General features: G+C 42.1%; 12 protein-coding genes. 7 read left to right on the plus strand and 5 right to left on the minus strand.

Features of this window, described 5'->3' with window-relative positions; genetic code table 11:
* Positions 1–109 precede the first annotated feature (109 nt).
* The 3 genes from PX481_RS20765 to PX481_RS20775 all read left to right on the plus strand — a co-directional run bounded on the left by PX481_RS20765 (position 110) and on the right by PX481_RS20775 (position 4428).
* Positions 110–1552: a sensor histidine kinase gene (locus PX481_RS20765; RefSeq protein ID WP_002759833.1), complete on the plus strand. Its 1443-nt coding sequence runs from the start codon at positions 110–112 to the stop codon at positions 1550–1552.
* A 92-nt stretch (positions 1553–1644) separates the two neighbouring features.
* Positions 1645–2742 (plus strand): saccharopine dehydrogenase family protein, encoded by a 1098-nt coding sequence (locus tag PX481_RS20770; protein WP_002759832.1) that lies wholly within the window; start codon positions 1645–1647, stop codon positions 2740–2742.
* Positions 2743–2745: 3 nt separating this feature from the next.
* On the plus strand, positions 2746–4428 hold the full coding sequence (locus PX481_RS20775) for a mechanosensitive ion channel family protein (protein ID WP_002759831.1): 1683 nt from the start codon (positions 2746–2748) through the stop codon (positions 4426–4428).
* On the opposite strand, the gene PX481_RS20780 is transcribed toward PX481_RS20775, so the two are convergent.
* Both PX481_RS20780 and PX481_RS20785 read right to left on the minus strand, forming a co-directional pair.
* Positions 4355–4858 carry a hydrogenase maturation protease gene (locus tag PX481_RS20780; RefSeq protein WP_002759830.1) on the minus strand — a complete coding sequence of 168 codons (504 nt, stop codon included), beginning with the start codon at positions 4856–4858 and terminating at the stop codon, positions 4355–4357. The two genes, PX481_RS20775 and PX481_RS20780, sit on opposite strands and share 74 nt — an antisense overlap.
* 138 nt (positions 4859–4996) lie before the next feature.
* A complete protein-coding gene (locus tag PX481_RS20785) occupies positions 4997–5638 on the minus strand; it encodes a Uma2 family endonuclease (RefSeq protein WP_002759827.1) in 642 nt (213 codons plus the stop codon).
* 155 nt (positions 5639–5793) lie between these two features.
* On the opposite strand from PX481_RS20785, the gene PX481_RS20790 reads away from it, so the two are divergent.
* Both PX481_RS20790 and PX481_RS20795 read left to right on the plus strand, forming a co-directional pair.
* Entirely contained in the window at positions 5794–6486 is a 693-nt protein-coding gene (locus PX481_RS20790) for a Uma2 family endonuclease (protein WP_002759825.1), read from the plus strand.
* A 32-nt stretch (positions 6487–6518) separates the two neighbouring features.
* On the plus strand, positions 6519–7205 hold the full coding sequence (locus PX481_RS20795) for a Uma2 family endonuclease (protein ID WP_288027005.1): 687 nt from the start codon (positions 6519–6521) through the stop codon (positions 7203–7205).
* Between the two features lie 94 nt (positions 7206–7299).
* Here the strand turns inward: PX481_RS20795 and PX481_RS20800 are convergent, their stop codons facing one another.
* Together PX481_RS20800 and PX481_RS20805 are read right to left on the minus strand one after the other, a co-directional pair.
* Complete coding sequence (locus PX481_RS20800) at positions 7300–8712, minus strand: LCP family protein (RefSeq protein ID WP_288027007.1); 1413 nt, start codon at positions 8710–8712, stop codon at positions 7300–7302.
* A gap of 317 nt (positions 8713–9029) precedes the next feature.
* A complete protein-coding gene (locus PX481_RS20805; RefSeq protein ID WP_002759819.1) occupies positions 9030–9650 on the minus strand; it encodes a GNAT family N-acetyltransferase in 621 nt (206 codons plus the stop codon).
* 306 nt (positions 9651–9956) lie between these two features.
* On the opposite strand from PX481_RS20805, the gene PX481_RS20810 reads away from it, so the two are divergent.
* On the plus strand, positions 9957–11198 hold the full coding sequence (locus PX481_RS20810; protein WP_223213006.1) for an AmpG family muropeptide MFS transporter: 1242 nt from the start codon (positions 9957–9959) through the stop codon (positions 11196–11198).
* Between the two features lie 28 nt (positions 11199–11226).
* On the opposite strand, the gene PX481_RS20815 is transcribed toward PX481_RS20810, so the two are convergent.
* On the minus strand, positions 11227–12651 hold the full coding sequence (locus PX481_RS20815; protein WP_002759815.1) for a PP2C family protein-serine/threonine phosphatase: 1425 nt from the start codon (positions 12649–12651) through the stop codon (positions 11227–11229).
* A 459-nt stretch (positions 12652–13110) separates the two neighbouring features.
* On the opposite strand from PX481_RS20815, the gene PX481_RS20820 reads away from it, so the two are divergent.
* Positions 13111–13761, plus strand: a complete 651-nt coding sequence (locus PX481_RS20820; RefSeq protein ID WP_002759814.1) for a nitroreductase family protein — start codon at positions 13111–13113, stop codon at positions 13759–13761.
* The last annotated feature ends 63 nt before the right edge of the window (positions 13762–13824 follow it).

The following is a 13824-nucleotide window of genomic DNA, read 5'->3' on the forward strand; positions in this document are numbered from 1 at the left end:
AAAACGCGGATATCACTGCCAATAGAGTTCGGTTTTACCGTTATGGGATGAGCATTAACGGGGGTAATATTCTAGGTAAGGAATTTGTATCTAGTCAGTGATGAAGACGATGTTAAAGGGGTCTTTACCGAAATTAAGCGATATTTTCCCGCCGACTGACCATCAGGACCGGGAAACTTTCACCCCCAATGCTTTTTATCCTAATTTATCGGAATGGCTCAAGCGAGCGCAACTGAAAGCGGAAAGTGAATGGTTCGCAGCGATCGCCGCTTTAGAAAATATCTTATTACAAAACCAAAATAATGCTGCCGCCGGTCGGGGTTTAATTCTCTCCGGTCCGACGGCTTTAGTTAGAGAAAGCAAGGCTTTAACGGGTTTTGAATTTGGTGTTTTTACTGTTAAAGCTTTAAAACATTTACAATGGCCGGGTTTTCAATTGCCTTCTCAGGAAAAATCCGCCGCCGATGTTTCCCCGACGGAGATTCATGAATTGCCTCTCTTGCCAACGGATCCGATTGCTAATGAAAGATTTTGTCTGGTTTTTAGCGAAAGTTTCGCTCTTTTGCTGGTTTTAGGCGAGGATCAGTGGGGTTTGTCCTCTTTTCAATTTTCCTTTGATCCCGTCCTCACTCAGCAAGCCTGGCAGCAGTTGCGGCAACGATTAGTTAATCTGCGTTATCCGCAAATCGGGACTTTAGAGGCAATTATCGAGGCTAATGGCAGTCCCTCGCCAGATTATCGTCTAGTTAGCCAATTTAGTCGCCAATTACTGCAAAATTTACCCAACCAGCCTAATTTAGACCTGAAAAAAACGAAATCGCCTATCAATGCCGAAATCACTCCGCCAAAGGAAGATAATTCTAATTTAGAATCGGGTTGTGATTTGGAATTATTGCGCGCTTTAACCCACGAAATTCGCACCCCTTTAACCACCATTCGCACCATTACCCGATTATTATTAAAACGGGCAAAAGTAACGGAAGATGTGCAGAAATATTTAGAAACAATCGATTTAGAATGTAGTGAACAAATTCAGCGCATGGAATTAATTTTCCGAGCCGCAGAATTGGGTATTAATCCTCTGGGGGATAAACCGATTCAATTAATTCCAATTGCTCTAGAAAAAGTCTTTCAAGATAGTATTCCCCGGTGGCAAAAACAAGCTAAAAGGCGCAATGTCAATTTAGAAGTTAATGTACCGAAAAAATTGCCTTCGGTAATTAGTGATCCGAATTTATTGGATCAAATGTTAAATGGAGTCGTGGAAAAATGTACTCGCAGTATGGCTAGTGGTGGCCTGTTGCAAGTACATATATCAACGGCAGGAAATCAATTAAAAATGCAGTTTCAAACTCAAATAAAATCACCTAATCTTACCCTCAAAGCTTTGGGAAAAGTCCTAATGTTTCAACCAGAAACCGGTAGTTTAAGTCTGAATATGAAGGTGACTAAAAACCTTTTTCAAGCTTTGGGAGGTAAATTGATTGTGCGTGAAAAACCCGAAGAAGGTGAGATTTTAACCATTTTCTTGCCCCTCGGACGCATTAAATAAGTTGTGATTATTCTCAATTTTTCATCTTGTAAAATAGGCAAAATTGCCAAGAGGATGCTATACTAGGGCAACAAATATTATTGATAGTTGCCATGGAAAAAACTGTTTTAATTTTAGGTGGCACTGGTCGCATTGGTCAAAGTGTAGCCCTAGATATTATTAATCATACTGCAGCTAAAATTATTATCACAGGACGCAAGGAAAAAGCCATTAAATTACTGCCAAGAATGCAGTTTTTGGCTTTAGATTTAGAAGAAATAGACAAGCTTAGACAGGCAATTAAAAATAGTGATTTAGTCGTTCATTGTGCCGGTCCCTTTCATTATCGCGATGGCAGGGTAGTAAAAATTTGCATCGAAGAAAAAGTCAATTATATTGATGTTAGTGATCATCGTTCTTTTTATCAAAAGTTAATCCCCTATCGAGAATTAGCGATAAAAGCGGGAATAACTGCCGTGGTTAATACGGGAATTTTTCCCGGTATTTCTAATAGTATAGTGCGAGAGGGAGTCGAACAGTTAGATAGGGTAGAAACGATCCGTTTAAATTATGCCGTAGCCGGTTCCGGAGGTGCGGGATTAACTGTGATGCGGACTACTTTTCTCGGCTTAAAAAAGCCTTTTTTAGCTTGGATTGAGGGACAATGGCAAGAGATTAAACCCTATACTGCTAGAGAAGTAATTGACTTTCCCGCTCCTTTGGGTAAAACTGGTGTTTATTGGTTTGATATGCCAGAAACCTATACTTTTGCTGAATCTTTTCAAGTGCAAAATGTGATCACAAAATTTGGTTCTATTCCCGATTTTTATAATCATTTAACTTGGATTACTGCCCATATTTTTCCCGATGCTTGGGTAGAAAGTTCTCGGGGAATTGAGTTTTTTTCCCAAGTTAGTTATCGCATGACAGAAGTAACCGATAAATTTTCGGGAATTGGGGTAGCAATGTTAGCCAAAGTGGCCGGATGGCAAGGGCAGCAAAAAGCAGTTTATCAAGCAACTATGCTTCACGAGAATACTGCTCAAGCAGCGGGTTGGGGAACTGGCAGCGTGGCAGAATTAATCTTAGCGGCAAAACTCCAAAAAGCCGGGATTTATCCCGTGGAACAGGTGTTATCCACAGAACTATTCCATGCTACGATGAAAAAAAGAGGTATTAAACTCGATCGCTCCTGTACAATTGTGGCTTAGAAGATGAAAAAAATCTGGCGTTACCTAGGACTGTTTTGTTTAGTTTTGTTACTGACTTTATCCCCCATCTTCATGATAGCAGCCCAGAATAATCCTGCTAAACAAGGACAGGAAACACCCCTGGAAACTTTGGGAGAAGTTTTTCCCGTCATGCTTGATAATCAAGAACTTTTTACGATTCGGCAGGGAATAGGTTCTTTTTCAGCGCAAGAAAGAGCGAAATCGATTACAGACAGAATTGAAAAAATTGCCGATGACGATGCTCTTTCTCCTGAAGATTTAACTATAAAAATTGATCCTGAAGACAAAAACCCTTCGATTATTTTGGGAGATACGGTTATTGCTACTATTACTTCTAGAGATGCCAAATTACACGCGGTCAGTCAAGAAGTATTGGCCGAACGAGCTTTGGCAAAGATGAAAGCAGCCATTGTCCGTTATCGTCAAGAACGTCAACCAGATAACCTCTTCAAAGATGCAGTTTTGACGGTAAGTGCTACCTTGGCCACGGTCTTAATTTTCTGGGTAATAATTTTTATATCTTCGCGGGTTTTTCCCCAGATTCAGAGATTAATCACCTCCCTAGTTCCTGGGGTCGTATTCCAAAATTTTGAGATTATTAGTTCCCAGACAATAGGAATTTTTTCCCTAAGAGTTTTGCAATTTATCCGAACTCTAATTATTTTAACTATTCTCTATTTTTATTTAACTTTTGTCCTTCGTCTTTTTCCCTGGACTAGAAAATTTGGTGATGGTTTTCTGCAATACTTTTTTAGTGCTTTAGAAGTTGTTTCCCAAGAGATAGCAAAATATTTACCCAGTATTTTTATTATACTGATAATTGTTTTTATAACTCACTATCTGTTGAGAGCAATTAAACCATTTTTCACTGGATTGGAAAGAGAAAATTTAGTAATTAATGGTTTCTATCCCGATTGGGCAAAACCAACCTATAATCTACTGTCACTGCTGATAATTGCCTTAGCTATAGTCATCGCTTTTCCCTATCTACCCGGATTTAATTCTCCTGCTTTTCAGGGGGTGTCGGTATTTTTAGGGGTACTATTTTCCTTGGGTTCCACCTCTGCTATCGCTAACGTGGTGGGGGGAATTATCCTCATCTATACCCGCTCTTTTCAACTAGGAGATAAAATTTCTATTGGTGATGTTATTGGAGATGTGATTGAAAAAGGATTATTAGTCACCCGTATTCGCACACCAGCTAATAGAATTATCACGATTCCTAATTCATCGCTGTTAAACACCAATGTGATTAACTTTAGCGTCTCTCAACGGGAATTCAAACAGCCTTTAATTTTGCAAACCACGGTCACTCTTGGTTATGATTTACCTTGGCGTAAAGTTCACACAACCCTGAAAGAAGCAGCCCTAGCAACTAAATTTATTGTCTCAGAACCTGCTCCTTTTGTCTTGCAAACCAGTCTCGATGATTTTTATGTCAGCTATCAGCTAAATGCCTACACTGATCATCCTAGCAAAATGGTGTATATTTATTCTGAATTACATCAAAATATTCAGGATAAATGTAACGAAGTCGGTATCGAAATTATGTCTCCTCACTACAAGGCTCTCCGGGATGGCAATCACAGCACTATTCCTGAAAATTATCTGCCGGAAGATTATCAAAGTCCGGCTTTTGGTATTCAGTCAAATCCTCAGAAGTAATAATTTTCCTAATAGCTTTAATCGCTTTTGTCAAGCCCTTTTGAGTTATTGTTGATAATTCTTCACCAAATTCACAATTAATAGCAGGAATAAATATTCCCCAGGCCCTGGGAGTTTGTTGATAAATTGCTTGAGTTAATGCTAATAAAGAAGCGGGACTTTCTGCATGACCGAAATTATTCCATTCGGTAACTGCCGCTAATTTTTCTATTCGGATATCGGTTTGATTAGATAATACCGCATCAACAAAAATAACTAGGGAAGCATCAGCTATATCGGCTGCTAACTCAGGAGTCAATTGATGGGTAGCGATGACTTGCACATTAGGCAAATTCTCCTCGGCAATAATTTCGGCTATTCTCACTCCCACTCCGTCATCATTTCTTAAAGTATTACCGTAACCGATGAGCAGTATTTTAAAATTATTCATGGTTATAGCAGTTATCTTAATGATGAGGTACAAAGTGTAATTAAATATAAGATGAACGTAGGTTGGGTTGAAGCGTGAAACCCAACGCCCGCTCATGTTACGCTACCGCTAACCCATCCTACAAATAATTGTGCCTCCCTACTTATAAAAATCTTCGAGATGTTGTTTTAGTTGCCGAATTGCCATACTACTATTGCGATTGTCGGCAATTTCTCCACAGAAAGAAACTAAATTTTGTAGGTTAAAGTTAGGAAAATATTGACTTTGATGGCGAGGGATATACTCTTGATTCTCTAGCCAATAAATATAGAGATTTTTCTGACGATACAACCAAATTTCAGGCACTTGATAAGGCAGATAATCATCCACATTCGAGTAACTGGTGACATCAATTTCTAATACTAAATCGGGGGGAGGATCATTTACCCAGTCAATTCTGGCTTTCCCTGCTATAGCCGGCCAATGGTCAATATAAAAACTATAATCTGGTTCAATACCACTTGTTTCTGGTAATTCCATGGTTACGGGAGTAAAAGCCTCGTACTCACGCCCCAGATAATCCAATAAGGTGATGATAATATTAGCAATTAAATGGGCATCCCGCCCATGCTTGGGAAGTGGAGACATAAGCAAGACTTCTCCATTGTGATATTTGATTTTAGGTCGAGAATTGTCGCCCCTTTGCCGAGACAAAGTTTGATAATCTAGCCAAGTGGCAGGTAATCTCACTAAGGATCCCGCTGGTAGATCGATTTTATCTGGTGAAACTAAGGCAAACATGGCGCAAGGTTCCAGGTAAATGATGAGAAACGCTGTAAAATAAGTATAGGATATCTTCGATGCTCTCGATACCCAGCTTAACCTAATCGATAAATTAACTGAGTCTGGTAAGAAAACTTAAGCCTTGATAGTAGTTTCTTGATGAGCCAAAAATTATGCTATCGACTAACACAGTTTCCCCCCATATTATTCCCCCTCTCGAAAATGGCGATAGATTAACCCGTCCCGAATTCGAGCGCCGTTATCAAGCAATGACACAGCTAAAAAAAGCTGAATTAATCGCAGGAGTTGTTTATATGGCATCCCCCGTCCGCATCAAAAATCATGGCAATCCTCACGCTCGTATTATCACTTGGTTAGGATACTATTGGTCTGTTACACCGGGGGTAGAATTAGCAGATAATACTACTGTGCGACTGGATGGGGATAATGAACCACAACCGGATGCTTTATTAAGAATAGAAACCGGTGGACAATCAAGCATTACCGAGGATGGTTATCTGGAAGGCGCGCCGGAATTAATCGTGGAAATTGCTGCTTCTACCGCTTCCTACGATTTACACGAAAAACTCAAAGTTTATCGTCGCCATGGAGTGCAAGAGTATATTATCTGGCGAGTAGATGACCAAGAATTGGATTGGTTTCGCTTAACTGATGGGGAATATTTGCCCCTAGAATCAAATCAAGATAAGATATTTTGCTCCCAAGTCTTCCCTGGATTATGGCTGGATAAAAATGCTTTATTATCGGGTAATTTAGCCGAAGTTTTAGAGGTGTTAAAGCAAGGAATAGCTAGTCAAGAATATCAAATATTTCGAGAAAATTTGCTCAATGCTAATTCCATCTAGCGAGGGAAAAATTTCAACTATCGGTAAACATTATGAGCTTATCTACTTCGATAATTTCCCCTGTATCTATTCCCCCTCTCGAAAATGGGGATAGATTAACTCGTCCCGAATTCGAGCGCCGTTATCAAGCAATGACACAGCTAAAAAAAGCTGAATTAATCGCAGGAGTTGTTTATATGGCAGCCGCGGTGAGAGCCAAAAACCACGGTAAACCCCACGCTAATATTATCGGTTGGTTAACTGCCTACGAAGTGGCGACACCGGGAGTAGAAACACTGGATAATACTACTGTGCGACTGGATGGGGATAGTCAACCACAACCAGATGCTTTATTAAGAATAGAAACCGGTGGACAATCAAGCATTAGTGAAGATGATTATGTAGAAGGCGCGCCGGAATTAATCGTAGAAATTGCCGCTTCTACTGCTTCCTACGATTTACACGAAAAACTCAAAGTTTATCGTCGCCAGGGAGTGCAAGAGTATATTATCTGGCGAGTTTATGATGTTCAATTGGATTGGTTTCGCTTAACTGATGGGGAATATTTGCCCCTAGAATCTAATCAAAATAACATCTTTTGCTCCCAAGTATTCCCTGGATTATGGCTGGATAAAAATGCTTTATTATCGGGTAATTTAGCCGAAGTTTTGGCAATGTTACAGCAAGGAATAGTTAGTCAAGAACACCAAGATTTTTGTCAAACTTTGGCTAATAAATAACCCAGATAAACTTGATTTTTTTCTGAGAACGTAGGTTGGGTTGAAGCAGGAAACCCAACGCTAATAAATAACCCAGATAAACTTAATTTTTTTCTTAGTTGCCTAGGGATAGACCAGAAAGATTAGCAGATTTTTCTTGCCAATCTTGACCGATTTTAATCGTCACATCAGAAGCGAGATTCCCCGTACTTTCCACCAAAACTTCCCCGACACCAAGGCTATTATGCAGGGCAGCAGCCAGGGAATTATCTCCTTTTTGAGCAATAATTTTGGTAGTTTCTAGAATTGGCGATGAAGACTTAGAGACAAAAACATTTTCATAACCCAATGAGCGCAGATAGCTGACTAGAGTTTGCACCGCTTCTGGATTATCGATGCTATCCTCCACAGCTATGCGAGTCGTTCGCATGGTTTCCTCAATGTCAGCCATAAAAAAGCCGTGGTTAAAATGTTGAGCCACTAGCTCTTGAATTTTACTTTGATTGGGTAGCCAATAACTGATCCCTTGCCGACCATCACCATTAAAGTCTCCGGGTAGTAGTAGCATTTGCACATCAGTGCGCTGAGTTTTGGAGGCAAAGCCAGCTAGGGCGAGTAACTCCTCTAAACTGAGATTAGTATCGATATTATTGCGGATAACCTCGATAATATCGGGAATTTTCAATAAAGTTGCTGGTTTTAGGGTTTGTTCCACTAAAGACCGCATTAATTGCTGTTGTCGTTGGATACGACCGATATCGCCGTTAGCATCGTGACGAAAACGGGCAAACTGGAGGAATTTCTCGCCGTTGAGGTGTTGTTCCCCTTTTTTCAGGTCAATGTAGAGGTGTTGACTAAAATCTTGATACTTCATGTCTTTGGGAACATATACCGTCACCCCCCCCAAAGCATCAATTAATTTTTCCACACCCTGCACATTAATGCGAATATAGCGATCGATAGCCACTCCGTCCAAAAGATGACTAACCGTTTCCGCCGTTAAAGCAGGTCCACCGAGGGCGTTAGCTTCATTGATTTTTTTCTCCCCGTAACCCTCGATATCGGTGCGGGTATCCCGGGGGATGGAAAGCATGGTTAACTTCTGTCTTTGGGGGTCAAAACGCAGTAACAGCATGGTATCGGTTAAACCATCCAAGGAATTAACCGGGGCATGATAACCCAGATCTGGGGTTTGTGCCTCCTTGACATCGGATGTCAACACTTTCGCGCCAACTACCAGAATATTAACGGGACGGTTGAGGGCGGGAAGTTGCAGATTTTGATAGGATATGGCCTGCTGATTGTTAAAAGCGGCGGCTTCTTCGGGACTAAGAGCAGCTTGTCGCAAGGGTGTGGAGGAGAGAGACACGGCCAACATAGCACCCGCCGTAGCGGAAACTAGGGCGCAGCCGGTTAAGCCTAGGGCTGTCAGGAACCATGTACTGGATAATCGCCGCTTTTTAACAGGTTTAGCCGCTAATTTCCCTGATTTTCCGCTTTTAAGTCTTGATTTTGTCTTATTAACCACAAATTGCCTCACACGGTCACTAAATATCTCCCTAAAACCATATTTAAAGAGATAAACTATTTGTTTTCTCAGATACCCGGAAAAGATTATTAAACTAATTGGGTTTTTTAGAGAGTTAGCAGATAATATAGCAGAATTTTTCCTTATCGTTGTTCTCCATCGCAATTTTGTCGAAATATCTATACTAGGGGTTGCTGGTGGGGAAGTGGGGTGTGGGGTGTGGGGTGTGGGGAGAAGGGAGAATAAATAAAAATAATCTCCTGACGACCGGCTCCTGACTCCTGAATCCTGACTCCTGAATCCTGTCTCCTATCTCCTCATTGGCTGATTTTTTTGTGCAGAAATAACTTTTGTGGTCGATTAAATAACCAATTGATCAACCAACCGTCGGTTTTTTGCAGACGATAACCGCTACTTAAGTACAGTGACTGGGCCGCTAGATTATTATCGAGAACATGGAGGGAAAGTTCCTCAAAACCCCATTCTCTAGCGATCTGATCACACTTGAGCAGCAATCTCCGGGCCAGACCGGCACGCCGGCGATCGGGACTAACGGCTAAATTAGAGATATAAGGAATGGGAACAGCTAAAAAAGAACTGGATTTTAAGCCGATTTCCGCCGTAGCAACAATAATTTCCTGAGGACCCGTGACGGTGACGCTGGTGTGACTGACTACCAGACAGTGATAGTAAGGGGTATCGGCGCGCAATCGTCCCCGTAAGTCCTCGTAAATGCCTAATTTAAAGATAGGACGCAGAAAAGACCAATAATTGGCCGTGGGGAAAAAACTATCGGTGAGAATTTCCGCCAAGCTTTTGAGATCTTGGCTTTGGGCCAAACGCACCTCGACGGCAATGGTGGCATTGTCACCGGTCGCTTCCGAGTCGGAGGGATTAGACAATAGGTATGAGATAAAACAGGAGTCCACTTTAATCACAGGAGTCGGCAGGGAAGGTGGGGATGGCAGTCCTTATCTGGGAAAGGTAAATAGGGGTAGGAGCTAGTTGGGAGAATCAAGCATCTATCTTAAGGAGAATACCGCAATTTTTCAAGACTACTGAATCAAAATCTCATCCATTCTACTGCCTATAGCCCCAGTTGGGGGAAAGACCGCTATTTTTCGGGAATTTTTTTTGATCGCCGGGCCATGGTTAAGATGGGACGATGCCGGTCAGAACTAATTTCTTTCTTTTTGGGTCAATTAACTATATTCTTTAATCTAATCTATCCTCCTATCCCCTCCATGATCAAAGAAATTTCCGCTTATTTGCAAGTGTTCCGCAGTCAAAAAATGGCGGCTTTGTTATTCTTAGGTTTCGCTTCTGGATTGCCCTTGTTGCTCACCAGTCGCACCCTGCAAGCTTGGATGACCACCGAAGGAGTTGATCTGAAATCGATCGGTTTATTTAGTTTAGTCGCTCTCCCCTACTCTCTCAAATTTCTTTGGTCTCCCTTACTCGATCGCTATGTTCCCCCGCTGCTTGGTCGTCGTCGCGGTTGGATTTTAATCGCTCAAATTTGTTTAACTTTAGCGATTGCAGCCATGGCTTTTCAACAACCGCAACGATCTTTAGAATTATTGGCAATTAATGCTTTACTGATTGCTTTTTTTAGTGCCAGCCAAGATATTGCCTACGATGCCTATCGCACAGATATTTTAGAAAAATGGGAGATGGGGGCTGGGGTAGCGATCGGGGTTTTAGGTTATCGTTTGGCTTTAATTTTAACTGGTTCGATCGCTTTAATTTTAGCCGATCACTTTCCCTGGCCTCTCGTCTATCTTTTCCTAGCTGGATTGATGGCTTTAACGATTATTTGGTCTTTTTTCGCCCCAGCTACTCCCCCTAGAGATGATACTCCTCAAACTCTTTTAGAGGCAGTTTGGTTGCCTTTCCAAGAGTTTTTTCAACGCTATCGATTAGGTCAAGGAATGGGCATTCTCGCCTTTATTGTTCTCTATCGTTTAGGGGATGCTTTAGTTAATAATATGGTGACTCCTTTTCTCTTAAAAACTGGTTTCAGTCAAACCGATATCGGAGCGATCCAAGGGGGCATGGGCATGATAGCAACTATGGTGGGAGTTTTATTAGGTGGTTCCCTGTTAAGTCGTTGGGGAATTAATCGATCGCTCTGGATATTTGGTCTGTTGCAAGCTGTTAGTAATTTAGCCTATTTTATTTTAGCAAATTTAGGGCAAAATTATCCTTTTATGGTCTTGGCTATTAATATTGAAAACTTCTGCGGTGGCTTAGTAACTGCCGCTTTTGTGGCTTTTTTAATGAGTCTTTGTAATGCTCGTTTTACCGCTACTCAGTTCGCCCTTTTATCGAGTTTAATGGCCTTTAGTCGCGATATTTTGGTGGCTCCCGCCGGAGTTTTAGCTGAGGCGATCGGTTGGCAGTGGTTCTTTTTAATCACGGTAATCGCCGCTTTACCCGGGTTAGCGTTATTGCCTTTATTCGCTCCTTGGCAAGAGCAGGATTAAGCTAATTTATGAGCTAGGAAGTGATGATTTATTCCTCCGATTTCACTCGCATAACTACTAAAGTCATATCGTCGCTACTGTCATTTCCCAACCCAGTAAAAGCGGCAACTTTCCCAAATAAATATTCTAGAATCTGTTCGGGATCGGTGTACTTTTGACAGGCTTCTTTAACTGCCGATAGCCAATTTTTCTGATCAAATCTTTCCCCTTTCGAGTTAACTGCATCGGTAAAGCCATCGGTGTAATAGATCAGCGTATCTCCCGCTTCTAATTGCACTTGGGCATCGTCATAGATAGAATCGGCCTCTAAACCAACTAATGTCCCTTCCGTGTCGAGAGACTCTAACTCTCCCCGTTTAGCTCGCCACCAGAGGGTGGGATAATGGGCAGCATTACTGTAGCCAAGACGGCGCGTCAGGGGATCATACTCGGAATAAAATAATGTCACGAAACGATGAGAATTATCGAGATCGGCATACATAACCCGATTGAGATGACGCAAAATCTGGGCCGGGGAGTGACGATTTAACACTTCCGCTCGCAACATTCCCCGGGTCATGGTCATCAATAATCCTGCTGGGACACCTTTTCCCATGACATCACCGATGACTATACTCCAAGGAGCGGCACTGGCTTCCCTTTCCGCCTCCCTTGCCGGTTTAAATTGATCGTAGTTGCAGGGGATAAAATCATAATAATCGCCACCAACGCGATTAGCCGTTTTGCAGTGGGCTGCTAATTCTACCCCCTGAATTTTCGGACATTGCCGGGGTAAAAGACGATTTTGGATTTCCGCAGCGATTTCTAACTCTCGATCCTGACGTTCCTTAGAACGTAATTCGATCGTTAATTCATTATTAGCTATAGCCACCGCCGTTTGATCGGCCACTAGCTGCAACAGTTTACGACGGGTGGGTGTCCAACCATAATCGGGATCGCGACTGAAAACGTATAAACGCCCCCGCTCACTATTTTTTACCAAAACAGGTGTACTATAAACCTGCGTACCCTGTCCGAGAGTTTGCCGGATTTTATGGTCGAGACTATCGAGAAGCGATCGACTATTTTTATTCTCAAGTGCCGCTTCTTGGTTTAATTGTCGGATAATTGCCTCTAATTGTCGGCGTAGTTCCCCATTAATTTGATTATCTTGGCAATGGAGTTGATCAAGCGCCACTTGACCGTTATTTTTGCTCAAAATCAATGCCCCTCCCTCCGCGTCTGCCACTCGTGCGGCCATCAAGGGGGTAAGATCGAGGAATTGGTTTAAATTATTGAAACTCCGCAGGGCAAAACCGAGGGAACTTAAGAGATTTTGAACTTTGTTTTGTTCGCGATATAAACTAGCGACCAACTCTTTTAAGGCTAAAATTGGCTTGATATCGGTACTTTGATCGCCCATATTGACTGTGGCAGTGGTGAGGGTGTCGCTCGGTTCCGGCTCAGAAAGCATAAAATGATCTTTGTGGCGGTGACATGATTATAGCTAGATGGTCATTGGGTTATGACCTGTTTAAGTCTAACAGTATAGTTGATCTTTTCCTGACCGCCACAATTTAATCCTGATGTTTTACTATTTCTGTGGGTGCATCTCATTTTTGTCAATCTACTAAGTTGGGATTTTTCAGGGGAAACTCTCTTTTAAAATTGGGCATTACTTGCGATTTTATCACTCAATCCCAGCTTTTGGTGGGTTCTACCCCCCAAAAGCTGGAGCGCATTAGTTTTTCGGTGGGATGCTTACAGACAGCTGCTGATACATTTGTCATCATTTAAGTCACTGATAATTGCTGATTGTCGGTATTTCTGCAAATGTGAGATGCACCCCATTTCTGTTTTGTCACACCGAAGTCTGAGGCTGATAGCTTGACCCTATAATAATTAGGAATATGTAACTCAATCCATTGACTTTATGACCTTGCCTCTCGATGTTCCCACGGCGATCAATCAACGTCGTTCTATTAAAAATTTTACCACCGATCCGATCGCCCCAGAACTGCTGAAAACCCTAGTAGAATTAACCGTTGCCGCACCTAGTAGTTTCAACATCCAAGATTGGCGAATTATTTTAGTACAAGATGAGGCACAAAAGGCCGCTTTAGCCGAGGCCGCTTGGGGACAAAAGCAAATTATCCAAGCGCCGGTTACTTTTGTTTTCGCTGCCGATGCTGCCGCAGGAGGAGGAGATCTAACTCCTATCTATGAACAGGCTCTCAGTACAGGTGCCTGGAACGAAGGCACGGTAAAATATTTTCAACAGGCAATCCCGGGATTTCACCAGGATTTGGGCGAAAAAACCCGGGAATACGCGATTAAAGATGCCATGATCGCCGCTACTCATCTGGTTTTGGCTGCCGAAAGTCTCGGTTTATCTAGTTGTTTTCTCAACGGTTGGATCGAGGACAAGGTAAAAGCTGTCATTGGTGCTGCCGATCATCCCCATCTGGCGATCGCTGTTGTCGTTCCCATCGGTTACGCGGCGGAACCACGGCTTAATCCGGGGCGTTTACCCTTAGATTACAATGTTTTTGTGGATCGCTTGGGTAATCCCTATCAAATCTAAACTTGAGCGATGACTTTCTCTCCCTCAGCTTGGTTAACGCCCTTTTTTAATACTCCCCTTTGG

The organism is Microcystis sp. M53603_WE2, from assembly GCF_030065435.1.

What these genes read in the sequence shown, in the direction of transcription:
- PX481_RS20795 (WP_288027005.1), top strand. Translation starts at nt 6,519, where the DNA reads ATGAGCTTATCTACTTCGATAATTTCCCCTGTATCTATTCCCCCTCTC.
- PX481_RS20815 (WP_002759815.1), bottom strand. Translation starts at nt 12,651, where the DNA reads ATGCTTTCTGAGCCGGAACCGAGCGACACCCTCACCACTGCCACAGTC.
- PX481_RS20790 (WP_002759825.1), top strand. Translation starts at nt 5,794, where the DNA reads ATGCTATCGACTAACACAGTTTCCCCCCATATTATTCCCCCTCTCGAA.
- PX481_RS20780 (WP_002759830.1), bottom strand. Translation starts at nt 4,858, where the DNA reads ATGAATAATTTTAAAATACTGCTCATCGGTTACGGTAATACTTTAAGA.
- PX481_RS20810 (WP_223213006.1), top strand. Translation starts at nt 9,957, where the DNA reads ATGATCAAAGAAATTTCCGCTTATTTGCAAGTGTTCCGCAGTCAAAAA.
- PX481_RS20770 (WP_002759832.1), top strand. Translation starts at nt 1,645, where the DNA reads ATGGAAAAAACTGTTTTAATTTTAGGTGGCACTGGTCGCATTGGTCAA.
- PX481_RS20785 (WP_002759827.1), bottom strand. Translation starts at nt 5,638, where the DNA reads ATGTTTGCCTTAGTTTCACCAGATAAAATCGATCTACCAGCGGGATCC.
- PX481_RS20775 (WP_002759831.1), top strand. Translation starts at nt 2,746, where the DNA reads ATGAAAAAAATCTGGCGTTACCTAGGACTGTTTTGTTTAGTTTTGTTA.
- PX481_RS20765 (WP_002759833.1), top strand. Translation starts at nt 110, where the DNA reads ATGTTAAAGGGGTCTTTACCGAAATTAAGCGATATTTTCCCGCCGACT.
- PX481_RS20820 (WP_002759814.1), top strand. Translation starts at nt 13,111, where the DNA reads ATGACCTTGCCTCTCGATGTTCCCACGGCGATCAATCAACGTCGTTCT.